The 23,719-nt window shown below is 61.9% G+C and carries 25 protein-coding genes; 16 read left to right on the top strand and 9 right to left on the bottom strand.

The features are described from left to right. Positions 1-28 precede the first annotated feature (28 nt). The 6 genes from N6L27_RS22040 to N6L27_RS22065 all read left to right on the top strand — a co-directional run bounded on the left by N6L27_RS22040 (position 29) and on the right by N6L27_RS22065 (position 5,699). Positions 29-709, top strand: a complete 681-nt coding sequence (locus N6L27_RS22040; protein WP_271909579.1) for a type 1 glutamine amidotransferase — start codon at positions 29-31, stop codon at positions 707-709. Continuing rightward, positions 709-2,067 (top strand): glutamine synthetase family protein, encoded by a 1,359-nt coding sequence (locus N6L27_RS22045; RefSeq protein ID WP_271909580.1) that lies wholly within the window; start codon positions 709-711, stop codon positions 2,065-2,067. The genes N6L27_RS22040 and N6L27_RS22045 overlap by 1 nt, the downstream gene beginning before the upstream one ends. Positions 2,068-2,174: 107 nt before the next feature. Then, entirely contained in the window at positions 2,175-3,485 is a 1,311-nt protein-coding gene (locus tag N6L27_RS22050) for an NAD(P)/FAD-dependent oxidoreductase (protein ID WP_271909581.1), read from the top strand. A 144-nt stretch (positions 3,486-3,629) separates the two neighbouring features. Further along, a complete protein-coding gene (locus N6L27_RS22055; RefSeq protein ID WP_271909582.1) occupies positions 3,630-4,835 on the top strand; it encodes a DegT/DnrJ/EryC1/StrS family aminotransferase in 1,206 nt (401 codons plus the stop codon). A gap of 94 nt (positions 4,836-4,929) precedes the next feature. Next, positions 4,930-5,451 carry a hypothetical protein gene (locus N6L27_RS22060; protein WP_271909583.1) on the top strand — a complete coding sequence of 174 codons (522 nt, stop codon included), beginning with the start codon at positions 4,930-4,932 and terminating at the stop codon, positions 5,449-5,451. A 53-nt stretch (positions 5,452-5,504) separates the two neighbouring features. Next, positions 5,505-5,699, top strand: coding sequence for a hypothetical protein (locus tag N6L27_RS22065; RefSeq protein WP_065266616.1), 195 nt, complete (start codon positions 5,505-5,507; stop codon positions 5,697-5,699). A 94-nt stretch (positions 5,700-5,793) separates the two neighbouring features. Here N6L27_RS22065 and phaR read toward each other — a convergent pair whose 3' ends face one another. Beyond that, positions 5,794-6,348, bottom strand: a complete 555-nt coding sequence (phaR, locus tag N6L27_RS22070; RefSeq protein WP_271909584.1) for a polyhydroxyalkanoate synthesis repressor PhaR — start codon at positions 6,346-6,348, stop codon at positions 5,794-5,796. Positions 6,349-6,544: 196 nt separating this feature from the next. Between phaR and N6L27_RS22075 the strand changes: the two genes are divergently transcribed. Together N6L27_RS22075 and N6L27_RS22080 are read left to right on the top strand one after the other, a co-directional pair. Beyond that, positions 6,545-7,414, top strand: coding sequence for an NAD-dependent epimerase/dehydratase family protein (locus N6L27_RS22075; protein WP_271909585.1), 870 nt, complete (start codon positions 6,545-6,547; stop codon positions 7,412-7,414). Between the two features lie 115 nt (positions 7,415-7,529). Beyond that, positions 7,530-9,278 carry an adenylate/guanylate cyclase domain-containing protein gene (locus tag N6L27_RS22080; protein WP_271909586.1) on the top strand — a complete coding sequence of 583 codons (1,749 nt, stop codon included), beginning with the start codon at positions 7,530-7,532 and terminating at the stop codon, positions 9,276-9,278. A gap of 112 nt (positions 9,279-9,390) precedes the next feature. Here the strand turns inward: N6L27_RS22080 and N6L27_RS22085 are convergent, their stop codons facing one another. Together N6L27_RS22085 and N6L27_RS22090 are read right to left on the bottom strand one after the other, a co-directional pair. Next, a complete protein-coding gene (locus N6L27_RS22085; protein WP_039186303.1) occupies positions 9,391-9,840 on the bottom strand; it encodes a phasin family protein in 450 nt (149 codons plus the stop codon). Positions 9,841-9,972: 132 nt separating this feature from the next. After that, complete coding sequence (locus N6L27_RS22090) at positions 9,973-11,775, bottom strand: PHA/PHB synthase family protein (RefSeq protein ID WP_271909587.1); 1,803 nt, start codon at positions 11,773-11,775, stop codon at positions 9,973-9,975. Between the two features lie 133 nt (positions 11,776-11,908). On the opposite strand from N6L27_RS22090, the gene phaZ reads away from it, so the two are divergent. Both phaZ and N6L27_RS22100 read left to right on the top strand, forming a co-directional pair. Continuing rightward, positions 11,909-13,183, top strand: a complete 1,275-nt coding sequence (gene phaZ / locus N6L27_RS22095; protein WP_271909588.1) for a polyhydroxyalkanoate depolymerase — start codon at positions 11,909-11,911, stop codon at positions 13,181-13,183. Positions 13,184-13,187: 4 nt separating this feature from the next. Further along, positions 13,188-13,760, top strand: coding sequence for a DUF6151 family protein (locus N6L27_RS22100; RefSeq protein WP_271909589.1), 573 nt, complete (start codon positions 13,188-13,190; stop codon positions 13,758-13,760). Here the strand turns inward: N6L27_RS22100 and N6L27_RS22105 are convergent. The 4 genes from N6L27_RS22105 to N6L27_RS22120 form a co-directional block, all read right to left on the bottom strand. Beyond that, positions 13,751-14,518 (bottom strand): alpha/beta fold hydrolase, encoded by a 768-nt coding sequence (locus N6L27_RS22105; RefSeq protein ID WP_271909590.1) that lies wholly within the window; start codon positions 14,516-14,518, stop codon positions 13,751-13,753. The genes N6L27_RS22100 and N6L27_RS22105 overlap by 10 nt on opposite strands. 121 nt (positions 14,519-14,639) lie before the next feature. After that, the gene (locus tag N6L27_RS22110; RefSeq protein ID WP_271909591.1) at positions 14,640-15,065 is read right to left on the bottom strand and encodes a VOC family protein; all 426 of its coding nucleotides are present in this window, start codon (positions 15,063-15,065) and stop codon (positions 14,640-14,642) included. Continuing rightward, a complete protein-coding gene (locus tag N6L27_RS22115) occupies positions 15,065-16,054 on the bottom strand; it encodes an alpha/beta hydrolase (RefSeq protein ID WP_271909592.1) in 990 nt (329 codons plus the stop codon). The genes N6L27_RS22110 and N6L27_RS22115 overlap by 1 nt, the downstream gene beginning before the upstream one ends. Next, positions 16,054-16,803 (bottom strand): alpha/beta hydrolase, encoded by a 750-nt coding sequence (locus N6L27_RS22120; protein WP_271909593.1) that lies wholly within the window; start codon positions 16,801-16,803, stop codon positions 16,054-16,056. Before N6L27_RS22120 ends, N6L27_RS22115 begins: the two co-directional genes overlap by 1 nt. Positions 16,804-16,935: 132 nt before the next feature. On the opposite strand from N6L27_RS22120, the gene N6L27_RS22125 reads away from it, so the two are divergent. After that, complete coding sequence (locus tag N6L27_RS22125) at positions 16,936-17,940, top strand: Lnb N-terminal periplasmic domain-containing protein (protein ID WP_271909594.1); 1,005 nt, start codon at positions 16,936-16,938, stop codon at positions 17,938-17,940. A 76-nt stretch (positions 17,941-18,016) separates the two neighbouring features. On the opposite strand, the gene N6L27_RS22130 is transcribed toward N6L27_RS22125, so the two are convergent. Beyond that, positions 18,017-18,265 (bottom strand): hypothetical protein, encoded by a 249-nt coding sequence (locus tag N6L27_RS22130; protein ID WP_271909595.1) that lies wholly within the window; start codon positions 18,263-18,265, stop codon positions 18,017-18,019. 280 nt (positions 18,266-18,545) lie between these two features. On the opposite strand from N6L27_RS22130, the gene thrS reads away from it, so the two are divergent. The 5 genes from thrS (at position 18,546) to N6L27_RS22155 (ending at position 23,263) form a co-directional block, all read left to right on the top strand. Next, a complete protein-coding gene (gene thrS / locus N6L27_RS22135; protein ID WP_271909596.1) occupies positions 18,546-20,492 on the top strand; it encodes a threonine--tRNA ligase in 1,947 nt (648 codons plus the stop codon). Positions 20,493-20,713: 221 nt separating this feature from the next. Next, complete coding sequence (locus tag N6L27_RS22140; RefSeq protein ID WP_019295611.1) at positions 20,714-21,019, top strand: BufA1 family periplasmic bufferin-type metallophore; 306 nt, start codon at positions 20,714-20,716, stop codon at positions 21,017-21,019. Positions 21,020-21,088: 69 nt separating this feature from the next. After that, on the top strand, positions 21,089-21,943 hold the full coding sequence (gene bufB, locus N6L27_RS22145; protein ID WP_271909597.1) for an MNIO family bufferin maturase: 855 nt from the start codon (positions 21,089-21,091) through the stop codon (positions 21,941-21,943). Then, entirely contained in the window at positions 21,940-22,695 is a 756-nt protein-coding gene (locus N6L27_RS22150) for an HvfC/BufC N-terminal domain-containing protein (protein WP_271909598.1), read from the top strand. The genes bufB and N6L27_RS22150 overlap by 4 nt, the downstream gene beginning before the upstream one ends. Before the next feature lie 4 nt (positions 22,696-22,699). Then, complete coding sequence (locus N6L27_RS22155) at positions 22,700-23,263, top strand: DoxX family protein (RefSeq protein ID WP_271909599.1); 564 nt, start codon at positions 22,700-22,702, stop codon at positions 23,261-23,263. Between the two features lie 72 nt (positions 23,264-23,335). Here N6L27_RS22155 and N6L27_RS22160 read toward each other — a convergent pair whose 3' ends face one another. Then, on the bottom strand, positions 23,336-23,704 hold the full coding sequence (locus N6L27_RS22160; protein ID WP_271909600.1) for a hypothetical protein: 369 nt from the start codon (positions 23,702-23,704) through the stop codon (positions 23,336-23,338). Positions 23,705-23,719 lie beyond the last annotated feature (15 nt).

The raw sequence follows: 23,719 nt of genomic DNA on the forward strand, positions 1-23,719 counted from the left end.
GGCTCAATTTGATCAAATTTGGTGACTTATGAAAATCGGCATCCTGCAAACCGGCCACTCCCCCGAAGACCTGTTCGGCAGTTTCGGGGACTACGACGCCATGTTCCGCGACATGCTGGACGGCAACGGCTTTGAGTTTCAGACTTGGGCGGTGGTGGACGGCATCCTGCCTGACGGGCCTCAGGACGCCGACGCCTGGCTGATCACCGGCTCCAAGCACGGCGCCTACGAGGACCATGCCTGGATCCCGCCGCTGGAGGATCTGATCCGTGCCATCCACACCCGCAAGCAGCCGCTGGCCGGCATCTGCTTCGGCCATCAGATCATCGCCCAGGCACTCGGCGGCAAGGTCGAAAAGTTCGAGGGCGGCTGGGCCGTGGGCCGTGTCACCTATAAGGTCGACGGCAAGGACCTCACCCTCAACGCCTGGCATCAGGACCAGGTGGTGGATCTGCCCGAGGGCGCGCGGGTGCTGGGCGGCAATGATTTCTGCCGCAATGGCATCCTCGCCTATGGCGACCACATCATCTCCTGGCAGCCCCATCCGGAATTCCCCAATGCCTTCGTCGGCGGCCTGATCGAAAAACGCGGCCGCGGCGTAGTGCCCGACGACCTGCTGGACCGTGCAGCCGCTGAGCTGGACGCCCCCGTGGACAACCAAGATATCGCAACCTTCCTCGCAGAGTTTTACCGGAAAGAGAGGACCTGATGTCAGCCTGGCTCGACACCCTTCCCGAAGCAGCACAAGCCTATCTGGAGGGGCGTCGTCTCGACGAAGTCGAATGCGTTATCTCGGACCTTCCCGGTATCGCCCGAGGCAAGGCGGTACCGGCATCGAAATTCGCAAAGACCGACTATTTTCATCTGCCCGACAGCATCTTCTACCAGACCATAACCGGGGACTGGGCGGATGCCGCGGATGACGACGGCTGGATCGAAAAGGACATGACCCTGAAACCGGACATGTCCACTGCAACAGCTGCCCCCTGGACTGGCGACTGGACGCTGCAAGTGATCCACGATGCCTACGACCGCGATGACAAGCCGATCCCCTTTTCTCCGCGCAACGTGCTGAAGCGCGTGGTGCAGCTGTACCATGACAAGGGCTGGAAGCCGGTTGTGGCGCCGGAGATGGAGTTCTTTCTGGTTGCCCGCAACATCGACCCGGCCAAGGAAATCGAACCGATGATGGGCCGCTCCGGCCGCCCGGCGGCGGCGCGGCAGGCCTATTCGATGACCGCAGTGGACGAATTCGGACCTGTCATCGACGACATTTATGACTTTGCCGAGGCGCAGGGGTTCGAGATCGACGGCATCACGCAGGAAGGCGGCGCAGGTCAGCTGGAGATCAACCTGCTGCACGGCGACCCGGTCAAGCTGGCGGATGAAGTGTTCTATTTCAAACGTCTGATCCGCGAGGCGGCGCTTCGGCATGACTGCTTTGCCACTTTCATGGCCAAGCCGATCGAGGATGAGCCCGGCTCTGCCATGCACATCCACCATTCGATCCTTGATATGGAGACCGGGCAGAACATCTTCTCCGGCCCGCAGGGCGGCGAGACGGATGCGTTCTACAACTTCATCGCAGGTTTGCAGAACCACCTGCCCGCCGGGCTCGCGGTGATGGCACCCTATGTGAACTCCTACCGCCGCTACGTGAAGGATCACGCCGCGCCGATCAATCTGGAATGGGCGCGCGACAACCGCACCACCGGCATCCGCGTGCCGCTGTCCGGTCCCGAGGCCCGGCGGGTGGAAAACCGCATCGCCGGCATGGACTGCAACCCGTATCTGGGCATCGCCCTGTCGCTGGCCTGCGGCTATCTCGGCCTGGTCAACGAAGAACGCCCGCGCAAGCAGTTCAAGGGCGACGCCTATGAGGGCGAAGGCGATATCCCGCAGGTGATGGGCCAGGCGCTGGATCTGTTCGACGAGGCCACGGAGCTGCACGAGGTGTTGGGGCCGGACTTCGCCCGCGTCTACTCCATCGTGAAGCGCGCGGAGTATGAGGAGTTCCTGCAGGTGATCTCCCCCTGGGAGCGCGAGCATCTGCTGATGAACGTCTGACTCCGCAGGCGCTGCGCCCCGGTGCAGCGCCTGTGCAATTGAGAATTTGGGCAAAGAAGAACAGCGGGATCCCTTCCGGGAATTGCCGCCAACAGGTGAGGTGCGGGATGGCGATGAACCTGCTCTATTCCAATGACCGCAAGGGTGAATATCCTGACAGCTGGTATGCGGCCACCGCCGCGCCGCTGGAGCTATTTCCGGCGCTGGATGGCGATGCAAAGGCGGACGTGTGCATCGTCGGCGGCGGCTATACGGGCCTGTCTGCTGCGCTGCATCTGGCGGAGGCCGGGATGTCCGTTGTGCTGCTGGAAGCGCAGCGGGTCGGTTTTGGCGCATCGGGCCGCAACGGCGGCCAGCTGGGCAGCGGCCAGAGGATGGAACAGGACGGGCTGGAAAAGCTGGTCGGTTTGGATGATGCCCGCAAGCTGTGGGAACTGGCCGAAGATGCCAAGGACCTGGTCAAGGATCTGGTGGCCCGCCACGGCATCGACTGCCATCTGAAGCCTGGCGTCGCGCATGCCTGTTTCTCCAAGGGCGAGACCGCGCACGAACACGCCTATGCCGAACATCTGCAAACCCGCTACGCTTATGATCAGATCGAGCTGCTGGACCGGGACGCGATGCAGGCGCTCTGCCCCTCGCCTGCCTACGCCGGTGGCTCCCTCGACATGGGCGCGGGCCATCTTCACCCGCTCGCCTATGTGCTTGGCCTTGCCCGCGCAGCCGCCGCTGCCGGGACCGTCATCCACGAGGGCAGCGAGGTTCTGGATGTCCAGGAAGGCAGCCAGCTGCGCATCCGCACCGCGGGCGGCACTGTGACAGCGGATCACCTGATCCTGGCCTGCAATGGCTACCTCGGCGGGCTAAACGGCCAGGTCGCCGCGCGGGTGATGCCGATCAACAATTTCGTGGTGGCCACTGAACCGCTGGGCGATGACGCCGCCCGGGTGCTGACCCGTGACGTGGCCGTCGCCGACACCAAGTTTGTGGTCAACTACTTCCGCCTCAGCCATGACAAGCGGCTGCTGTTCGGCGGCGGCGAGAGCTATGGCTACCGCTTCCCCTCCGACATCCAGGCTACCGTGCGCAAGCCTATGGCCGAGATCTTCCCGCATCTGAAGGATGTGAAGATCGACTATGCCTGGGGCGGAACGCTGGGCATCACCATGAAGCGGATGCCGTACCTGGCTCGGCTGGCACCCAACGTGCTGACCGCCTCCGGCTACTCCGGCCACGGTGTCGGCACTGCCACCCATGCGGGCCAGCTGATGGCGCAGGTCATTCAGGGCCAGGCCGAGGGGTTTGATACCCTGGCCCGCGTCCCCGCCCCGCGCTTCCCCGGCGGGCCGCGGATGCGCTCGCCACTGCTGGTGCTGGCGATGACCTGGTTTGCCATGCGCGACCGTCTGGGTGTCTAAGTAGTGGCCTGAGCCGGATTCCGCGCAACTCCGCAACAATTCTGTGAAATTTCGCCGGATGCTGGAGTTTCCTTCGTATCCGGCCTTGGAATCTCCACATTCCAGTTTTACATTTCCTGAAACAACAATTCAGGATATTGAAATATGGCTCTGCCGCCCAACGTTCATGACGCTGAACCCATTCCCGCAGCCGCCCGCGACGCCATCGACGCCCTGATGCAATCGGGCGACCTGTTCCGCTACACCGCGTCGGAGAATGCGCCGGTCACGTTGCTGGAACAGGAATATGCAGAGCTTCTGGGCAGCAAATATGCACTGGCGGTGTCTTCCTGTTCGGCGGCTCTGTTCCTGTCGCTGAAGGCGCTTGGCCTGCCGCGGGACGCCCGCGTGCTAATCCCGGCCTTTACTTTTGCCGCTGTGCCTTCCTCCGTCGTGCATGCCGATTGTGTGCCGGTGCTGTGCGAGGTGGCGGACAACTACCGTATCGACATGGCTGATTTCGAGGCCAAGCTGGACAGCGTGCAGGCGGTGATCATCAGCCATATGCGCGGCCATACCTCCGACATGGATGCGATTATGGCGCTGTGCGATGCCCGCGGCATCCCGGTGGTCGAGGACGCGGCCCATTCGCTTGGCACCACCTGGAACGGCAAGAACATCGGCACCATCGGCATGGTCGGCTGCTTCTCCTTCCAGTCCTACAAGATGGTCAACGCCGGCGAAGGCGGCATCCTGATCACCGACGACGCCGACCTGATTGCCCGCGCCGTGATCATGTCCGGCGCTTATGAACATAACTGGAAAAAACACAAAGGCCCGCACGGCGAAAACACCCCGGACCTGGAACAGGCCTTTGGCAAGTGGCAGAACCAGCTGCCGCTTTATAACCTGCGGATGAGCAACCTTTCCGCCGCTGTGATCCGCCCGCAGCTGCCGGAACTGGCGCGCCGGGTGCGCGACGGGCTGGCCAACCACGATTATGTTGCGGAGCGGCTGAACACCTCCTCCTTCTTCGACGTGCCCGCACCGCTTGGGCCGGAACGCCGCGCACCGGATTCGATCCAGTTCAACCTGACCGGCCTCACCGAGGCGCAGACCCGCGCCTTCGCCGCCGCGGCGGAAGCAAAGGGCGTCAAGGTGCAGGTCTTCGGCCTGTCCAGCGACAACGCCCGCGCCTTCTGGAACTGGCAGTTTCTGGGCGACCAGCCCGATCTGCCGCAGACCCGTGCCATGCTGATGAAAGCCTGTGACGTGCGCCTGCCCGTCCGTCTGACCCGGGCGGAGCTGGACGTGATTGCTGATATCCTGCTGGCGGCCGCAGAAGAGACCGCGGGCAAAGCTGCCGCCTGAGAACGAGAGTGCTTTAGCGAGTTCCCGCCCCGGCACACGTGCCGGGGCTTTTTCGCGATTGCAATCCAGGCTTGTGCCCTCCACGGTGCCGCTCATGAAAGGCCCATTGAAATTCAAACGGCGCCCGGCCACCGCGCTGGTGGCCATGGCAAACTCCTTGAGCATGGGGGATGCCGTCCCCGGGGGGGAGCTGCGCCAGATCATCACCGCAGTTGTGTCCGACCGCGCGGAACGCGCCGCACTGCTGGCGGCCATCCGAACCGCCAACGATCCGGACTGCGGTCTGGCTGTTGCAGACTTGCTGACTGCCTATGCCTCTGAGGCGGCGGAAGCTGAGGCCCAGGCCCGTGACGCCGATCAGGTAATCGGCCAGTGGGCGCAGCGTCTGGCCGCCGGCGCACTGCTTGCAAGCTTTGGTGCAGCAATTGCCGGCACAGTGACCGGCGGGCTGGCCTTCGGCCTCACACTGCTGTCATTTTCGGGCTTTGTTTTCGCAACCGCCTCCCGCATCGGCGGGCGGGGAAAGATGCGACGCCGCGCGCAAGACCGGGACAGCGCCGACTCGCTGGCCCGCCATGTGCTGGAAGCAGGCAAACTGAAGAAGGAGGGGAAGTGATATGGAATTTTCAGCTTTCTTCCCCTATATTGGCAGTGCAACCGGAGAAACGCATGTTTGAAGCCATGGGACTTGAGACTGTCATCGTCAGCACGATCATCGGCGCCTGCGCCCTGTCTTTTGGCGCCAGTGCCTATCTTTTCATGCGTGCGCGTCCGCAGCCAGCGGCAAAAGATCTGGACAAGATCGTGAAGAACGCCCCCTATCACCGCCTGCACAATGTGCTGAAGGTAGAGGCAGGCTCCTGATCCGCACCCGTAAGTAACCGCGCATCAAAAAGCCCCCGCCGAACCGGACAGGGGCTTGTCTGAAACTTTGGATCTCAGCGCCGGGCGCTGCGCGTCATTTCATCTTCGACAGTTTTTCCTGCAGCGCTGCCAGCTGTTTCTTGATGTCATCCAGATCTTCGCCACTGCTGTCGGATTTTTCTTCCTCAGCACCGCCAGTCCAGCCCGCAGCACCGAAACCGCCGGTCATCGCCTTCAGGAATGCCTCCTGCTGCGCCTTCATCGCTTCGAACCCCGGCATCTGTGCCATCGGATTCATTGCATTCATGTTTTCCATCATCTTCGACTGGCTTTCGCGCAGCATGTCAAATGACGTCTGCAGGAACTGCGGCATCACCCCGCCGCCCGGCACCATGTAGCTGCGCACCAGATCGTTCAGCACATTGACAGGCAGCACGTTCTCACCGCGGCTCTCATGCTCCGCAATGATCTGCAGCAGGTACTGACGGGTCAGGTCGTCGCCGGTCTTCAGGTCGACGATCTGCACCTCGCGGCCTTCCCGGATGAACCCCGCGATATCTTCCAGCGTAACATAATCGCTGGTCTCGGTGTTATAGAGCCGCCGGCTCGCATACCGTTTGATCAGCAAGGGTTTGTCCTGATCTGCCATGTGTTCCCTCCCCGGTCATGACGCATTGCAGCGAAGCCTATGCCAGCGCAGAACAAAAGGGAAGCCTTGGCGTGTTTTCCGCAACAATTGTTCTGTACACCCTTGCAGCATCTGCATCAAAAGCCGCTTGACCTGAACCGGGCTTGAGCTTTTACCAGTACCCCCGCAACAGGTTTTTGAGCGGGAGCACACAGCTATGAACATCCTGATCCTTGGCAGCACCGGTTCCATCGGCACTGCCGTCACACGGGAATTGGTCCGCCACGGCCACACTGTCACCGGCCTCAGCCGGTCCGAGGTCTCGGACCGGAAACTGGAGACCCTGGGTGCCCGCCCCCTGCGGGGCGATCTGCGCAGTCCCGGCGCCTGGGTGCGCGAAGCGGCCCTTACGGATGGCCTGATCCAGCTGGCCGCAACTTTTGAAGATGACATGGCTGAGGCCGATACCGCAGCCATCAACGCAATCCTGCGGCAAGCCGCCCTGCGCCCGCAGCCGCTGCGGATGATCTACACCGGCGGATGCTGGCTCTATGGCGCCACTGGCAGCCGCGTTGCCGATGAGACCAGCCCGATGCGGCCGATCAAGCCGTTTGCCTGGATGCTACAGAACGCCCGCACGGTGCTGGACGCCCGGGGCGTCTCGGCGGCGGTGATCCACCCGGCATTGGTCTATCACGAAGACGGCGGCGCCTTCTCCCGCTATTTGGAGGCTGCCAGCGAAGCCAAACCGTTCGAGATCTGGGGTAGCATCTCCACCCGCTGGCCGCTGATCCAGCGCGAGGATCTGGCCCGTGCCTACCGGCTGCTGCTGGAAGACACGAACCTCACCGGCCACTTCAACGCCAGCGCCCAGGATGGCGTGCCGGTGGCTGAGATCACCCGCGAGATCGCCCGCCGCCGCAGCCATGACGGCGGCTACGTGGTGCGCAGCCTGAAACATGTGCTGATCAAATACGGCGACTGGGCCGAAGGCCCCACGCTGGACCAGCAGATGGGCTCCGGCAAGCTGCGCAATCTAACCGGCTGGCGACCGCAATTCGGCAGCTTCCGTGATGCGCAGTTTTAAAACCCGTGCAGAACCCCTTGAACAAAGTATCATATTTTTTGCATCTAAATTTTCGAAAAGACTCTCAATATGATATAATAGTCATCAGGTCTTTGAGTCTGTGGTGGCAGGGAATATGGCTGACCAAGGGGACAGACAGAGACAAGCTGCCATTCTGATCGCTGACGTGGCCGGGTTTTCCGCGATGGTGGAAACCGGGGAAACCAAGGCCGTTGCGGCCGTGCGCAAACTGGCGGACGAGATCATCGTGCCCGCAGCGCGTCAGTATTCAGGCCAGCTTGTCAAAACACTGGGGGACGGGTTCCTGCTGGAATTCCCCTCCTCCCTTCAGGCTGTGAAAGCCGCCTTGCTGATAGCCCGAAAAGCTACAGGCCGGGCCGCCAGCCTTGGCCACATGCGTCTGGCACTGCGCATGGGGATCCACTCTGGGAATGTGATCTCATCCGGAGACGATCTGTTTGGCAACTGCGTCAACATCGCAGCAAGGCTCGAAAGCCTTGCCGGGCCCGGTGAAATCTGTGTCTCCGGCACCGTGCAGGAGCAGGTCCGCGGGCGGATCAATGCAGCCTTTGATGACCTGGGCCTTCAGGTTATCCGCAACATCTCCGATCCCGTGCGGATCTTCCGTATTGCTGAAAACACCATGCCGCAACTGGAGCCAGAAGGCCCAGCCTATGAAATATCGGTCGCGGTGCTGCCGTTTGACACCAAGCCCGCCGCTGCGGACGGCTCAGTCTCCCTAGCGGAATCGCTCACTGAAGACATCACAATCGGCCTCTCCCGCTTTCGCGAACTGCGCGTAATCTCCCGGACAACAGTGCTGCGCTATGCCAGCAGAGCCACTGAGACCTCTCTCGCTGCAGTCGAGCTGGGAGTGCGTTACCTTGCCGAAGGCATGGTACGGCAGTTGCCTGGGAAACTGAGAGTGGCGGTCTCACTGGCGGATGGGATCAGTGGCACGACGCTGCTGAGCGAACAATACCATCTGGAGGCCGGCACCGGTATTGCTCAGCAGGATGCCCTGACCCGGCAGATCACGCAGACGCTGGCAGGACAGCTGCAAGCCACCGCAAAACGGAAATCGGCCGCGCTTGCGGCAAACGAAACCCCAATGACCGCCAGGGATCTTGTGCTGAAGGCAAAGGCGCTGATCCTGGATACCCGCGACGCGCTGCTGCAGTGCCGCGGCCTGTACCAGCAGGCCAGCGGCGCCGACCCCGGCAATGCCGCGGCCTGTTCCGGCCTCGCGCTGACTTATCTGGTGGAATGGATGAGCGGCTGGGGCAAGTCGCCTGCCGAAACCCTGGACCGGGCCTTCCCGCTGTTGCGCCGCGCCGCCCGGATTGACCCCCTGGACAGCGTGGTGCAGCGCCGCCTGGCCGTCATGCACCTGTTCAAGGGCGAATTTTCCCTGGCGGAAGATCATTTCCAGCGCGCTCTGGCGCTTAACCCGAATGATACCGACGCCATGGCCTTTCGCGGCCTCGCCATGGTCTATGAGGGCAAGCCGGAAAAAGCGCTTGCCGAGCTTGAGGAGGCCACCGCAAGCAACCCGTTCCATCCAACCTATTTCCATTGGTTCAAGGGACTGGCGCTGTACATGTGCCGGGAATATGAGCCCGGCATCTCAGAAGTCCACAAGGCCGTCGGGCTGTTTCCGGGCTTCCCGGCACCACGCCGCCACCTGGCGGCCTGCTACGGCCAGCTGGGCGACAAGGAATCTGCGGCTCAGGAATGCATCAATATCCTGCAGCTGGAGCCCGGTTTCTCCGTCAGCCGCATTCGCGAGACACTGCCCTTTGCCAGAACGGAAGATCTGGACCATTACTGCGACGGGCTGCGCCGTGCCGGGCTGCCCGAGTGAGAGATGAAGTCTGAGTGATCCCTGAAATGCAAAAGGACAGGCCTTGCGGCCTGCCCTTCTTCACGGTCCGGCACCCTCAGGGAGGAGAGCGAGGGCCGGATCGTGGTCGTTCTTACTTGGCTGCTGCCGAAGCTTTCTTCGCTGCGGTGGTCACCTCTTCGGTGGCCTTTTTCACGGCAGCGGTTGCTTCTTCGGTTGCGTCTTTGCCAGCAGCCATCAGCAGCTCAACGGTGTCCATCTGGACTTTCTTGGCGATCTCGGCAAATGCAGCCATGTTCTCGGCAGCCACTTCAGCGGAAGCGGAAGCGAAGTCGGTGGCGGCTTTGGCGTAATCGGCCGGCTCTGCCTTGACTTTGGAAACGTCGCCCAGCTTGGCGATGGTTTCTTTGGTCCACTTGCTGGAGATCTCGGCGGATTTGCCGGCTGCGTCCAGTGCAACAGCGGACAGCTTCTCGTTCAGAGCTGCGGTGTTCTTGAATGCGTCTTCCATCGCTTTGGTGTCGACCGGGAAGGCGCCCATGAAGTCTTTCATCATCGCGGTGAAGTCTTGGGTCTTTGCCATAGTTCTAATTCCTCAGAAAGCTGCAGCAGGACCATCCTGCGCTCTTAGCATGGGGGGAATATGCGTGCCGCACTGCAGCATTTCAAGATGTTTTTGCTGCAGTGCAGAAAAAAATTTACTGCACCCGCAAAATCAACGGTTCGCCTTCACCTTCACATAGGATCCCGGGGCCGGCATCAAAGAGGGATACCCCGAATCCCCCACCTCGCGGGCGGGAACCTGCTTGCCGGAACGTTTCTTCAGCCAGTTGTTCCAGCGCGGCCACCATGACCCCTCGTGGAACTCGGCCCCCGCCATCCAGGCCTCCTGGTCGCCCTTCAAGTCTTCGTTCGTGTAATGGCCATACTTCTTCTTGCTAGGCGGATTGACGATGCCGGCGATATGGCCGGACTCCGACACGATGAAGCTCTTGCTGCGCGACCCCATCTGCTGCACGCCGGCATAGCAGTCCTTCCAGCGGGCGATATGGTCGGTTTCGCAGGTGATCGCCATCAGCGGCACATCCACGTCCTTGATATGCAGCTTGTGGCCCATCAACTCGAACCCCTCGCCGACAAACTCGTTGTTCTGGCAAAGGCCCCGCAGATACTGAACCGCCATCCGGCCCGGAAGATTGGCGCCATCACCGTTCCAGTAGAGAAGATCGAAAGCAGGCGGCGTTTCACCCATCATGTAGCTTTTGACCGCGGGACCATAGATCAGATCCTTGGAGCGCAGGAACGACATGGTGCGCGCAATCACCCAAGACCGCAGCAGCCCCTCCTCTTCCACCTGGGCCTCAATACCGTCGACGAAATCATTCTGCAGGAACGGCGTGAACTCGCCTTGATCGCCGAAATCGGTGAGGGTGGTAAAGAAGGTCGCCGATTTCACCGACTTGTCGCCGCGCTGTTTCAGCAGCGACAGGGTCAGGCTCAGCGTGGTGCCCGCGATGCAATAGCCCACCGCATTCACTTGCTTGACCTTGCAGATCTCCTTGGCGGTCTCGATCGCAGTCAGGAAGCCTTCCTGGATGTAGTCCTCCATCCCGACATCCGCGTGGCTGGCATCCGCATTAACCCAGGACACAACAAACAGCGTATAGCCCTGCTCGGTCACCCATTTGATCAGGCTGTTCTGCGCCTTGAGGTCGAGGATGTAGAACTTGTTGATCCACGGCGGGAACAGCACGATCGGTGTTTCATGCACGGTCTCTGTTGCAGGCTTGTACTGGATCAGCTCCATCATCCGGTTGCGGTAGACCACGTCTCCCGGTGTTGTGGCGATATTGCTGCCCAGCTCAAAGGCGCTCTCATCTGCCAGCCGAACCACCAGCTCGCCGTTGTTGGCCTCCAGATCGGTGACCAGATTCTCCAGACCGTCGATCAAAGACTGGCCTTCGGTCTCCACCGCCTTCTCCAGCGCATCCGGGTTGGTAGGCAGGAAATTGGTCGGCGCCATCATCTCTATGATCTGATCGGCAAAGTAGGACAGCCGCTGCTTGTCCTTGCGGTCCAGATCCCCAGCGTCTTGCACCGCGTTGCGGATCGCATCGGCGTTGGTCATGTACTGTTGCTTCACGAAATTGAAGTAAGGACTGCTTTCCCACAACGGATTCGAGAAACGGCGGTCCTTGGGGCCGCCGTTGTCCGTATTTTCCAGTTTTCCAGCCAGGGCCTTCTGCGCTTCGGCGAAATTCAGCACAGACTTGCTCCAGTACTCGACCTGCTGCTCAAGGATCTTGGCAGGGTTTTGCATCGCTTCCGCCCAATAGGCGGTTGCTGCGCGTGCATAAAGCTCTTGATTCGGACCGTCCAAAGCCGGGTTGTGCGGCACCTTCCGGGACATGACATCGGCCAGGCGCTTGCTCAGCTCTTCCACACGGCTCATGTTTTCCTTCAGCTTTTCAATGCTTTCAGAATTGGCCGCTGCGGATAGTTCGTCACTAGTTGTCATATAAATGAATCCCTCATAGGCTTTCTGCTATGCAGAATACTGTTCTGCATTTTTCAGGGCAAAGCGGCGATTGGTCCGATGTGTCGGATTTATTGGTCCGATGACGCTGGGGCAAAGCCCGAAGGAGACGCGCATGCGATACATGATGACCTACGACCTGATGGAGACCGTCCGGAACACCAACCAATGGTTGGGCGCCACCGCCCTCTCCATGGCATCTTACCCGGTCTTTTCCGCCTTGCCAAACCCTGCCCTCAGCTGGATGGCCGCCTGGGGCGAAGTGACGGAACGTACTTATCAGCGCATGGTGGTGAAACCCGATTGGGGCATCCCTTCCTTCACCTGCGAAGACGGCAAGGACCATGTCGTTGAAATCTCCAATGTACTGGAGCGCCCCTTCGGCGACCTCATCCATTTCAAGGTCAGCGGACGCGAGGAACAGCCGCGCAAGGTGCTGCTGGTTGCCCCGATGTCCGGCCATTACGCCACCCTCCTCCGCTCTACCGTGCAAAGTCTGATCAGAAACTGTGAAGTCTATGTGACTGACTGGCACAACGCCCGCGACATCCCTGTTTCCGCAGGGAAATTCGACGTTGAGGACTACACGCTCTATCTCGTCGACTTCATGCGCGAGCTGGGCCCCGACATCCATGTGGTTGCCGTCTGCCAGCCGGTGCCGCTGACCCTGGCCGCCACCGCTTATCTGGCAGAGCAGGATCCCAAGGCGCAACCGTCGTCGCTGACGCTGATCGGCGGCCCGGTGGACCCGGACGCAACCCCGACCGAAGTGACCGATTTCGGGCGCCGCGTCACCATGGGCCAGCTCGAGGAAACCATGATCCAGCGCGTCGGCTTCAAATACCCCGGCGTGGGCCGCAAGGTCTACCCGGGCCTCTTGCAGCTCGCGTCCTTCATGTCGATGAACGGCGAAAGGCATTCCAAGGCCTTCATGGACCAGATCCAGCGTGTGTCCCGCGGCGAAGCCTCCGACCACGACGCCCACAACCGCTTCTATGACGAGTACCTGGCAGTGATGGACATGACGGCGGAGTTCTACCTGTCCACCGTCGAACGCATCTTCAAGAACCGAGAGATTGCCCGCAACGAGTTCGTCGTGAACGGCCATAAGATCGATTTCTCCAAGATCACCGATGTGGCAGTGAAAACCGTCGAAGGCGCCAAGGACGACATCTCCGCCCCTGGCCAGTGCATCGCCGCTCTGGATCTCTGCACCGGCTTGCCAGAAGAAAAAAAGGCGAGCCATGTGGAACCGGGTGCCGGCCATTACGGCATCTTTGCAGGCCGCAGCTGGCGCAACAATATCCGCCCGCTGGTGATCGACTTCATGAACGCCAACAGCCGCAAGAAGCCGGCCCGCAAACCCGCCAACAAGAACACCGCGGCCTGACCGCATGGCAGACGGGCTGGCGTTTTCCTGCAATTGCGGGGCCTTGCGCGGTGAAGTCGCAGCGCAAGGCATCAAGACCGGCACCCGGGTTGTCTGCTATTGCGCAGACTGCCGCGCCAATGAGCTGTACCACGGCCAACCCGATCCGGCCCCCGATCCTGTCGATCTTTTTCAGCTTGCCCCTGATACAATCTCCATCACGCAAGGTGCGGAGCATCTGAAGGCGCTCCGCCTAGGCCCCCGCGGGCCGTTGCGCTGGTATGCATCCTGCTGCGGCACACCCTTTGCCAATACTCTGGCCAAACCCGGACTGCCCTTTGCGGGCATGCGCTCTGACTTGTTTCAGGACAAAGCCGACTTGGGCAAGATCCGCGCCAGGGCCTTCATCCCTGCGCCCGGCAAGCAAGCCCGCACCAAGGGTGGAGGCGCCATGGCCTGGGGCATCCTCAGCCGGATGATTACTGCGCGGCTGTCAGGCCGATGGAAGGATACGCCGTTCTTTGATGCGGAGACCGGCAAACCGGTGGCAGAGCCTCAGCTGATCAGCAAGGCAGAACGCGCAAAACTCTACCCCTGAGCACAGAGCGCTGGCGAAGTATCAGGCGCGGGTTCCGAAACCGGCTCTGCCAGCCAGTTCAACAGCGCCCGGTTCACGGCGTCCGGCTGCTCCAGCACCGGGAAGTGCCCGGCATCCGGCAGGATTTCCAGCCGTGCCTCCGGGATCAGCTGTGCCAGCAAATCCAGCTTGGCCGGCGGCACAATCGTGTCATGCTCACCGCCCAGAACCAGCGCCGGCACATGCACCCGCCGCATCGCGGCCTGCTGGTCCGGCCGCCGCTGCAGCGCACGTGCCTGCGCCACATACAATTCCGGTCCCAGCTCCATGCCCATCCGGCAAAACAGTTTGTGCACTTCCAGCCGCAGGGGGCCCGGGGCAAGCGCTTCTGCCGGCAGTGTTTCGCGCAGAACATCCTCCAGCCGTCCGGCGCGGGCCGCAACGATCTGCGGCTCCCGGCTGGCGGCCTGATCCGGCGTTTCGGCCAGCGGGCTGGCGCCAATGATGCACAACCGGCTGATCCGTTCCGGCGCCCGGCGCAGCAGTTCCATTGCCAGAATACCGCCCATCGAAAACCCCGCCAGGGCAAAGCGCGGCGGCAGATGGCTCAGCATCCGGGCAGCGATCTTTTCCACAGTGTCCCCGCCGGCCAGCGGCAGCACCATCACTGGCATGCTGCCGGAAAACGTCCTGACCTGAGCGTAAAATATCCGGCCGTCGCACATCATGCCCGGCAGCAGAACCAGGGGTTCACGGCACGGTTGCTGATCATAAGGCATGTCCTGCCCTCGCGGTTTGCCTCCCACCCGTTCATCAACTCTGCGAACGGCAAACCGTCGGATCAAGAAAAACCTCGGGGCGGCGGCATTTTACAAAGCAACTGCCGCCAACGCGCCACTCTCAATGGCCGTTCCAGCGGAACGCACCATCCTTTGCCAAGGGCGAAAACGGGTTGAAGGCAATTTCCCAGATATGCCCGTCCGGACTGCGGAAGTATCCATGATGACCGCCCCAGAACACATCCTGTGCCGGCTTCAGCACCTCAGCTCCGGCGTCCTCTGCCGCCGCCAGCAACTGCGCGACTTCTTCCTTGCTGCGGGTGTTGTGGCTCAGCGTCATGGCACCGGTTCCCGGCGCCTCTGCCGGCAGGCCGATATCCTCCGCCAGCGCCGCCAGCGGATAGAGGCCCAGCGTTTGCGAAATCAGATCAAAGGCGATCACCCCATCCGGGCTTTCCGCCCGTTTCCAGCCCAGGGTCTCATAAAAGGCTGCGGCCTTCTCCATATCCGGAACGCCCAGCGTAATCAGGCTTACCCTTTGTTCCATCACTCAATTCCTTGTGTTTTCAACCACTTCAAAATGCCGTCCACCGTTGCCTGTGTCTGGCTGGGCGACACAATGTCCCCGGCCAGAATATGGCCGTGCGCATCATCCGCAGCCCCCGCCGGCACCAATTTCACCTCGGCCGGGCCGCCCCATGCCGCGGCGATCCCAGCAGTGATATCCGGCCGCACCACCTTATCGCCATCCGAATACCAGAACAATACAGGAACATCAGTATCGCTGAGATCCATCTCCCGGACCGCATTCACCATTGCCGCCATCGGCAGCACCGCCTGAGACGGATACCGCGTGGTCCAGAACCGTTCATAGGCTTCGCTGCGCACCGGCAGTTCTATCTCGCGTCCGGCCAGCGGCGGCAGCCAATAACGTGCTGCAGGCCAGGTCAGCAGGGGCGCAAACACCGAGTTCAGCCCGTAATTCGGCGACATCAGCACCATCGCATCGATGTTCTGCGCCAGGTCCGCGTCCAGCGCTGCCACTGTGGCAAGGGTTGCACCTGTGGAATTGGCAATCACAACGACCCGGTCCCCGACGTGCGTTGCAGCCGCCAGCGCCTCGGCGGTGTCCTGCATCCAGGCCTTGGGCGTTCCTTCCAGCATAGCCATGCCAGTGCGTCCGTGGCCGGTCAGCCGGGTAAAGACCAGATTGGCGCCCAGAGCCTCAGCCACCCGGTCCGGCACCGGGCGGATTTCCTCGGAGGTGGCGGAAAACCCGTGAATGTAGAGGACAGAGACCGGCATCCGCTTCTCTGCCTGCCCGGCCCAGACCACGCGCTTTTCCGCATCCGGGGTAATGTCATCAAACCGGCTCTCGACGGTTTCGAAGTAAACCTGAACACCGTCGCCGAACTTGCGCGCATCGAAACTGGCGGTCAGGTCTACCTCCTCATAAGGGCCAAAGACCGTCAGCGCCGCGACGGGCACCGCCAGGGCCAGCAGCCCCTGCCCCAAGGCACGCCCGAACCGGCGCATCAAGCGGTTCCCAGCACGTCCAGTACCGCATCCTCGATCATCTGCAGACAGGCCTCGTCCGAGAACCGGTGATCCGCATCTTTCACCAGGTTCAGCCGCATGTCGGGACAAGTCGCATGATCCATCAGCCGCAGCGCGGTCTCTGTCGAGACAGCGGTGTCCGCCGTTCCCTGCAGACAGCGCACCTTGAAGGGCAGGAACAACGGTGTGCGCAGAACCAGCCGCTTGCGCCCGTCCTCAATCATCCGTTTCGAGATATGGTAAGGTTCCATATAGTCGCTTGGCAGCTCCACATAGCCCTTGGTATCCAGCTCAGACTTCTGCGCGTCCGTGAAATTGGCCCAATAGCCGTCCTCGGTGAAATCCGGCGCTGCCGCGATGGTCACCAGGCCCTTGATCCGTTCCGGCATCTCCCGCGCCAGCAAAAGCGCCTGCCAGCCCCCCATCGACGATCCAACCGGAACGATCTCCCCTTCCGTCAGCTGCGCCACCGCCTCCAGCGTGTCCTCGTGCCAGTCGCCGATGCAGCCTTCCTCAAAGGTGCCGGAGCTCTCGCCATGGCCGGAATAGTCAAACCGCAGAAATGCTTGCCCGCGTGCCTTCGCCCAGGCCTCCAGATGCACCGCCTTGGTGCCTTCCATGTCCGATTTCAGCCCGCCCAGAAACACCACACAAGGCCCCTGCCCCTCGCTCTTGTGATAGGCAATCCGGCGGCCTTGGGCGGTCTCAAGGTAAGATGCGGCTGACATGTCTTTGCTCTCCTGTGCTTTTCCCAAGATGTGGCATGGCTCCGCCCGCCCCGCAAGCGGCTGCACTGCCTGCTTGCAACTCCCCCGCCGCCTTCCTTATGGTCCGCGAAATTTTTTGAAGGACCCCGGGGCATGTTCAGACTCATCAAGGGCATTTTCATCGGCGCCGCTATCTTTGCAGTGGCCCTGGCAACAGTTTGGGCTGCGCTTGCCTTATGGTACCGGCTGCCTTTTGAGACATTGGGCCGCGGGGTTTTGGCGGGCGGCTTTGGCCTGCTGGGTGTTGCCGTCATCGCCGGACTGTTCCGCCGCCGCGCTTTGCGCGCGCTCACCACTTTCGCGCTGGCGCTGGCTGCCGTGATCCTGTGGTGGTCAACCCTCACCCCGCCCGCGGACCGCAACTGGTCGCCCGATGTGGCCCGCCAGGTGACCGGCACGGTCGAGGGCGACATCCTCACCCTCGAAAACGTGCGCAACTTCGCATGGGAAACGCCGGAAGACTTCGCCGAGGCCTGGGAGACCCGCAGCTACGATCTGGCAAAGCTGCAATCCACCGACCTCTTCATGTCCTATTGGGCCGGCCCGCAGATGGCACATATGATTGTCAGCTTCGGCTTTGAGGGCGGCGACCACATCGCCTGGTCCGTCGAAGTGCGGCGTCAGCTGGGCGGCGGTTTCTCTCCCATTGCCGACCTGTTCAAATCCAACACCCTGGTTCTGATCGCCGCCGACGAGCGCGATCTGGTCGGCACCCGCACCAATGCCCGCGGCGAGGATGTGCAGCTGTTCCGCATCGGTGTCAGCCCCGACACCGGCCGGGACCTGCTGCTGAAATATGTCGAGGCCGCCAACAGCCTGGCGGCCCGGCCCCAGTGGTACAACTCCCTGACCACCAATTGCACCACCGTGGTGATGGCTCTGATCCGCAGCTTTGCGGACGAGGTGCCGCTGGACTGGCGGGTGCTGGCCAATGGCTATCTGCCGGAGTTTGCCTGGGAGCAGGGCGTGCTTGACCAGAGCCGCAGCGTCGAAGACCTGCGCGCGCTTGGCAGCATCACACCGATCGCACAGGCGCATGGGGTCGGTCCCGACTACTCCGCGATGATCCGCGAAGGCGTGCCCTCACCAGCCCAATAAACCGGGATCGTCTTCATCTGGCTGAAAATATCCCGGGGAGCGCGAGGGGCTGGCCCCTCGCTTGCCTGGCGGAGGATCAGGACAGTCCGGCGGCAGGTGTCCCGCGCACCTTTTGCATCTGCAAGCGGCCCAGCAGGTTCTGGATCCGGCTCAGGACCTCCCCGGTCTGCACTGCCTTCTCCGCGTTTGCTCCGCCTTCGATCTGCGCGCCATGCTCATAAGACAGATGGCGGTGCGACAGGATTTTCTGCGATTGGCACAGTGCGGTTTCAATCAGGTCCACATCTTCAACCGTCAGGTCAAAGTTCGGGTTCGGGCGGGTCATCGGAACACTCCTGGTATGTCCATTGGGCCTAAGATTTTGGCCACCCTGCCCCGGATCGCCATTCATGGCAACAATTTTTTTGTTATTTTTCAATCGCTTAGCGGTATACATATTTGTACAATCGCATGCACAGGCACACAAACGGAAATTCTTGCGCAATTACAATCACATGCAATGCCGCCTTGACTTGCCCTTGTATTGGCAGCAAAACGCGCAGACCAAACACATACCCGCAACCGGGCGTTCTGTGGGCGCCAAACCGACGAGGAGCAGCCAGACTATGGCCCAAATCTCTCTCACTTTCCCCGATGGCAATGCACGATCCTACGACGCAGGTATAACCCCTGCGCAGGTGGCTGCCGGCATCTCGACCTCGCTGGCCAAGAAGGCCATCTCCGCCACCGTCAACGATCAGCACTGGGACCTGCAGTGGCCAATCGAAGGCGACGCCACCATCGCCATCCACACCATGAAGGATGAGGTCCAGGCCAATGAGCTGATCCGCCACGACCTGGCACACGTCATGGCGCGCGCGGTGCAGGAAATCTGGCCCGACACCAAGGTCACCATCGGCCCGGTGATCGAAAACGGCTGGTACTACGACTTCGACCGCGCAGAGCCCTTCACCCCCGAAGACCTTGGCGCCATCGAGAAAAAGATGAAGGAAATCATCAACAAGCGTGATGAGGTCCGCACCGAGGTGTGGGAACGCGACCGCGCGATCCAGCATTACACCGACAACAATGAGCCCTATAAGGTCGAGCTGATCGAGAGCATCCCCGGTGATGAGCCGCTGCGGATGTACTGGCACGGCGACTGGCAGGACCTCTGCCGCGGCCCGCACCTGCAGCACACCGGCCAGCTGCCGGGTGATGCATTCAAGCTGATGAGCATCGCAGGCGCCTACTGGCGCGGCGACAGCTCCCGCGCGATGCTGCAGCGGGTTTACGGCGTTGCCTTCACCGGCAAGGAAAAGCTGAAAGCACATCTCCACATGCTGGAAGAGGCCGCCAAGCGCGACCACCGCAAACTGGGCCGCGAAATGGACCTGTTCCACATGCAGGAAGAGGCACCGGGCCAGATCTTCTGGCACTCGAACGGCTGGACCGTCTACACCCAGCTGCAGGACTACATGCGCCGCCAGCAGCGCAAGGGCGGCTATGTCGAGGTGAACACCCCGCAGGTCGTCGACCGCAAACTGTGGGAGGCCTCGGGCCACTGGGACAAATACCAGGAGAACATGTTCATCGTCGAAGTGGACGAGGAGCACGCCCGCGAAAAGGCGGTGAACGCGCTGAAGCCGATGAACTGCCCCTGCCACGTGCAGATCTTCAACCAGGGCCTCAAATCCTACCGCGACCTGCCGCTGCGTATGGCCGAGTTCGGCTCCTGCAACCGGTATGAGCCCTCGGGCGCGCTGCACGGCATCATGCGGGTGCGCGGCTTTACCCAGGACGACGGCCACATCTTCTGCGCCGAGGATCAGATCGAATCCGAGACCGCGGAGTTCATCGGCTTCCTGTCAAAGATCTACAAGGATCTGGGCTTTGAGAAGTTCTCGGTCAAATTCTCCGACCGTCCGGACACCCGCGCCGGTTCCGATGAGGTCTGGGACAAGGCAGAGGCCGCGCTTCTCTCCGCCACCCGCGCCGCCGGGATCGAGCCGGAACTGAACCCGGGCGAAGGCGCCTTTTACGGGCCCAAGCTGGAATTCGTTCTGACCGACGCCATCGGCCGCGACTGGCAGTGCGGCACCCACCAGGTGGACTTCGTGCTGCCGGAACGCCTGGACGCCACCTATATCGGCGCCGACGGTGCCAAGCACCGCCCGGTCATGCTGCACCGCGCCACCCTCGGCTCCTTTGAGCGTTTCATCGGCATCCTGATCGAGGAACACGCCGGCAAGCTGCCGTTCTGGCTGGCGCCGCGCCAGGTGGTGGTCGCCTCGATCACCTCCGACGCAGATGACTATGTGCAGGAGGTCGTGGCCGAGCTGAAGAAAGCAGGCGTGCGCGCCGAGGCCGACATCCGCAACGAGAAGATCAACTACAAGGTCCGCGAACATTCCGTGGGCAAGGTTCCGGTCATTCTCGCCGTCGGCCACCGCGAGGTGGAGGAGCGTACCGTCTCTGTCCGCCGTCTTGGCGAAAAACAGACCAAGGTGGAGAGCCTCGAAAATGTTACAAAGGCACTGGCGGTGGAAGCCACCCCGCCGGACCTTCTGTAACATTCCGTCCCGAAAACAGCATCAGCGGCCCCCATCCGGGGGCCGTTTTGTTTCAAAATCCGGTAAAACCCCGCGATTTCAGCTCTTTGCGCTGCAATCCTGTCTCACATACGCTGACGCAGACGTGAGACACGGCCTCGTGACTTAAATTCCTGAAAACCTCGGGTTAGTGTTTTCCTGTCAACACGACACCGCACGTTAAACCGAAAGGAATTCACGAGATGTCGACCACCGCAAAATCCCTGGCCGTTGCCAGCGCCGTTGCCGCCGCTCTGACCGCAGCTTCGACCATCCCCGCTGCTGCTGCCACCAAGGAAAAATGCTACGGCGTTTCGCTGGCAGGCCAGAACGACTGCGCCGCCGGCCCCGGCACCACCTGCGCAGGCACCTCGACCACCGACTACCAGGGCAACGCCTGGACTCTGGTTGACGCAGGCACCTGCGAAGGCATGGAACTGCCGGCAATGGCAGACGGCACTGAGCGCAAGGGCTCGCTGGAGCCGCTGGAGCGCGACCTGCCGGCATAAGACCGGCTTGATTTCCGGGGCGGGAGTGTCAATTCCCGCCCCTTTTGCACCCGGACTACAGGATACGCCATGCTTGACTCTGCTGCACGTGACAGGCTGCCCGCCGCCCCCGGGGTCGGATACAAGCCGCAGCATTTCGCCCAGATCACCGCCGATCCGGGCAGCGTCAAATGGCTGGAAATCCACGCCGAGAACTACATGGGCGACGGCGGACGTCCAATTGCACAGCTGCGCCATCTGTCTGAAAAATTCGCAATGTCGGTGCATGGCGTCGGCCTGTCGATCGGCGGCGAAGGTCCTCTGGATACGGATCACCTTGCCCGGCTCAAGCATCTGGTGGGCTGGCTGAACCCTGCCAGCTTCTCTGAACATCTGGCCTGGTCCACCCACGACAGTCATTTCTACAACGACCTGCTGCCGCTGCCGTACACGGACACCAGCCTGCAGCGGATCTGCGATCACATCAACGAAGTGCAGGACACCATCGGCCGCCGGATGCTGCTGGAAAACCCCTCCAGCTACCTCGCCTTCGCCGAGAGCACCTGGTCCGAGCCTGAGTTCCTGGCCGAAATCTCCCGCCGCACCGGCTGCGGGCTGCTGCTGGACGTGAACAACGTCTTTGTCTCCGCCACCAACCTCGACTTCTCGCCGCAGGGCTACATCGACGCTTTCCCGCTGGACAAGGTCGGCGAGATCCACCTTGGCGGCCACGACGAGGATGAGGACGACCACGGCCGCCCCTTGCTGATCGACAGCCACGGGCGCGAGGTGGTGGACCCGGTCTGGGCGCTCTTGGATTACACGCTGGCAAAATCCGGCCCCAAGCCGGTGCTGATCGAATGGGACAACGACGTGCCGGACTGGCCGGTGCTGGAGGCAGAGGCCGCCCGCGCCGCAACCGCGCTGGAGCGCGTCCCGGCATGAGCGTCAGCCAGACAGAGTTCACCCGCGCCATGATGGATGCGGGCCAGCCGGTGCCGGACGGTCTGATCGACCATCAGGACCAGCCCGCCGGGCGCCGTTTCAGTGTCTACCGAAACAATGTCGCCGTCTCCCTGACAGAGGCCATGCACAGTGCATTTCCGGTGATTGCCAAGCTTCTGGGCAAACAGAACATGGATGGTCTGGCAGGCATCTACCTGCGCCAGCATCCACCCTCGTCACCGCTGATGATGTTCTACGGCGAACACTTCCCCGCCTTCCTGGAAGGCATGGAGCAGCTCCAGCATCTGGGTTACCTCGGCGATGAGGCCCGACTGGAGCTGGCCCTGCGCCGCGCCTACCACGCTGCCGATGCCGCGCCAATTACGCCTGACGCGCTTGGCGCGCTGACGCCGGATCAGTTGATGAACACACGGCTGACGCTGGCGCCCGCAGTGCAGGTCATCTGTTCACCTTGGCCCATCCACGCCATCTGGCGCTTCAACACCAAAGACGGCGCGTCCAAGCCCGAGGCCCGGGCCGAGGATGTGCTGGTCACCCGCCCGGAATTCGACCCCATTCCCCAGATTCTGCCGCCCGGCGGTGCCATCTGGATCCGCGCCCTGATGCAGGGCGCCACCATCGGCGAAGCGCTGGAACAGGCCGCCGCCGCAGACGAAACTTTCGACCTGGGTGCCACGCTGGCCCTGCTGTTGCAGGGCGGCGCGATCACCGGATTGGACAGCAAAGGGTAAATCCATGCACGCACTTGTCTCCATTCACGACGCCGTCTTCCGCCAGGTGGAAAGGGCCGGCAACTGGCTGCTGCCTCTGGCCGCACGCTTTGTCTTTGCCTCCACCCTGCTTCTCTACTTCTGGAACTCCGGCCTGACCAAGCTGGGCGATGGCATTCTCGGCCTGTTCAGCCCCTCGATCGGCGCCTACAGCCAGATCTTCCCGAAACAGCTGGAGGCGGTGGGCTATGACGTCTCCCAGTTCGGGCTGTTCCAGACACTGGTGGTTCTGGCCGGCACCTACGCCGAGTTCATCCTGCCGCTGCTGATCGTGATCGGCCTGTTGACCCGTCTCGCCTCGCTGGGCATGATCGGCTTTGTCATCGTGCAATCGCTGACCGACATCTACGGCCACGGTGCGACAGATGACAAAACCCTTGGCGCGCTGTTTGACCGCTTCCCCGACGCGGTGATCCTGGACCAGCGGCTGTTCTGGGTTTTCCTTCTGGCGGTTCTGGTGGTCAAAGGCGCAGGCGCGCTCTCCGTGGACGCCCTGCTGCGCAACCGGATGGAACCGGCCATCGCCTGACACCGCCAATTGTCAAACGCAAAAGGCGCCCTGCCCGGCAGCGGCGCCTTTTTCATGTGGTTTTAAGATGGATCAGAAATGCGCCTTGGGCTCATCCGGCTTACCCGCCGCCAGCGCCATCAGACCGCCCACCGCGGCAAAGCTGAGCGGGAAGATGGTAAAGACGTTGAGGCCAAAGCCCGCATACATCCCTGCCGCCGACCCCAGCAGCAGAAGACCGCCCCACAAGGCCCGCGCCCGCGCCATCGCCCCGCCGGCAATCGCCAGCATAGGCGACAGCACCGCCAGCAGCCGCAGCTTCTCGACGTTCTCGACCTGCTCGGCCAGCCCCTCAACCTCGCCGAAATGCTCCACCGCAGCGGTGTAGCCATAGCCGAAGAACCCCACCACCATGCCGAAAATCCCGGCGATGATCCCCAGAACAAGGGCTGCATTACGCATCAATTCTCTCCCAGA

It is taken from the genome of Leisingera sp. SS27 (assembly GCF_028368855.1).
Lineage (GTDB): Bacteria > Pseudomonadota > Alphaproteobacteria > Rhodobacterales > Rhodobacteraceae > Leisingera.

What these genes read in the sequence shown, in the direction of transcription:
- N6L27_RS22040 (WP_271909579.1), top strand. Translation starts at nt 29, where the DNA reads ATGAAAATCGGCATCCTGCAAACCGGCCACTCCCCCGAAGACCTGTTC.
- N6L27_RS22045 (WP_271909580.1), top strand. Translation starts at nt 709, where the DNA reads ATGTCAGCCTGGCTCGACACCCTTCCCGAAGCAGCACAAGCCTATCTG.
- N6L27_RS22050 (WP_271909581.1), top strand. Translation starts at nt 2,175, where the DNA reads ATGGCGATGAACCTGCTCTATTCCAATGACCGCAAGGGTGAATATCCT.
- N6L27_RS22055 (WP_271909582.1), top strand. Translation starts at nt 3,630, where the DNA reads ATGGCTCTGCCGCCCAACGTTCATGACGCTGAACCCATTCCCGCAGCC.
- N6L27_RS22060 (WP_271909583.1), top strand. Translation starts at nt 4,930, where the DNA reads ATGAAAGGCCCATTGAAATTCAAACGGCGCCCGGCCACCGCGCTGGTG.
- N6L27_RS22065 (WP_065266616.1), top strand. Translation starts at nt 5,505, where the DNA reads ATGTTTGAAGCCATGGGACTTGAGACTGTCATCGTCAGCACGATCATC.
- phaR (WP_271909584.1), bottom strand. Translation starts at nt 6,348, where the DNA reads ATGGCAGATCAGGACAAACCCTTGCTGATCAAACGGTATGCGAGCCGG.
- N6L27_RS22075 (WP_271909585.1), top strand. Translation starts at nt 6,545, where the DNA reads ATGAACATCCTGATCCTTGGCAGCACCGGTTCCATCGGCACTGCCGTC.
- N6L27_RS22080 (WP_271909586.1), top strand. Translation starts at nt 7,530, where the DNA reads ATGGCTGACCAAGGGGACAGACAGAGACAAGCTGCCATTCTGATCGCT.
- N6L27_RS22085 (WP_039186303.1), bottom strand. Translation starts at nt 9,840, where the DNA reads ATGGCAAAGACCCAAGACTTCACCGCGATGATGAAAGACTTCATGGGC.
- N6L27_RS22090 (WP_271909587.1), bottom strand. Translation starts at nt 11,775, where the DNA reads ATGACAACTAGTGACGAACTATCCGCAGCGGCCAATTCTGAAAGCATT.
- phaZ (WP_271909588.1), top strand. Translation starts at nt 11,909, where the DNA reads ATGCGATACATGATGACCTACGACCTGATGGAGACCGTCCGGAACACC.
- N6L27_RS22100 (WP_271909589.1), top strand. Translation starts at nt 13,188, where the DNA reads ATGGCAGACGGGCTGGCGTTTTCCTGCAATTGCGGGGCCTTGCGCGGT.
- N6L27_RS22105 (WP_271909590.1), bottom strand. Translation starts at nt 14,518, where the DNA reads ATGCCTTATGATCAGCAACCGTGCCGTGAACCCCTGGTTCTGCTGCCG.
- N6L27_RS22110 (WP_271909591.1), bottom strand. Translation starts at nt 15,065, where the DNA reads ATGGAACAAAGGGTAAGCCTGATTACGCTGGGCGTTCCGGATATGGAG.
- N6L27_RS22115 (WP_271909592.1), bottom strand. Translation starts at nt 16,054, where the DNA reads ATGCGCCGGTTCGGGCGTGCCTTGGGGCAGGGGCTGCTGGCCCTGGCG.
- N6L27_RS22120 (WP_271909593.1), bottom strand. Translation starts at nt 16,803, where the DNA reads ATGTCAGCCGCATCTTACCTTGAGACCGCCCAAGGCCGCCGGATTGCC.
- N6L27_RS22125 (WP_271909594.1), top strand. Translation starts at nt 16,936, where the DNA reads ATGTTCAGACTCATCAAGGGCATTTTCATCGGCGCCGCTATCTTTGCA.
- N6L27_RS22130 (WP_271909595.1), bottom strand. Translation starts at nt 18,265, where the DNA reads ATGACCCGCCCGAACCCGAACTTTGACCTGACGGTTGAAGATGTGGAC.
- thrS (WP_271909596.1), top strand. Translation starts at nt 18,546, where the DNA reads ATGGCCCAAATCTCTCTCACTTTCCCCGATGGCAATGCACGATCCTAC.
- N6L27_RS22140 (WP_019295611.1), top strand. Translation starts at nt 20,714, where the DNA reads ATGTCGACCACCGCAAAATCCCTGGCCGTTGCCAGCGCCGTTGCCGCC.
- bufB (WP_271909597.1), top strand. Translation starts at nt 21,089, where the DNA reads ATGCTTGACTCTGCTGCACGTGACAGGCTGCCCGCCGCCCCCGGGGTC.
- N6L27_RS22150 (WP_271909598.1), top strand. Translation starts at nt 21,940, where the DNA reads ATGAGCGTCAGCCAGACAGAGTTCACCCGCGCCATGATGGATGCGGGC.
- N6L27_RS22155 (WP_271909599.1), top strand. Translation starts at nt 22,700, where the DNA reads ATGCACGCACTTGTCTCCATTCACGACGCCGTCTTCCGCCAGGTGGAA.
- N6L27_RS22160 (WP_271909600.1), bottom strand. Translation starts at nt 23,704, where the DNA reads ATGCGTAATGCAGCCCTTGTTCTGGGGATCATCGCCGGGATTTTCGGC.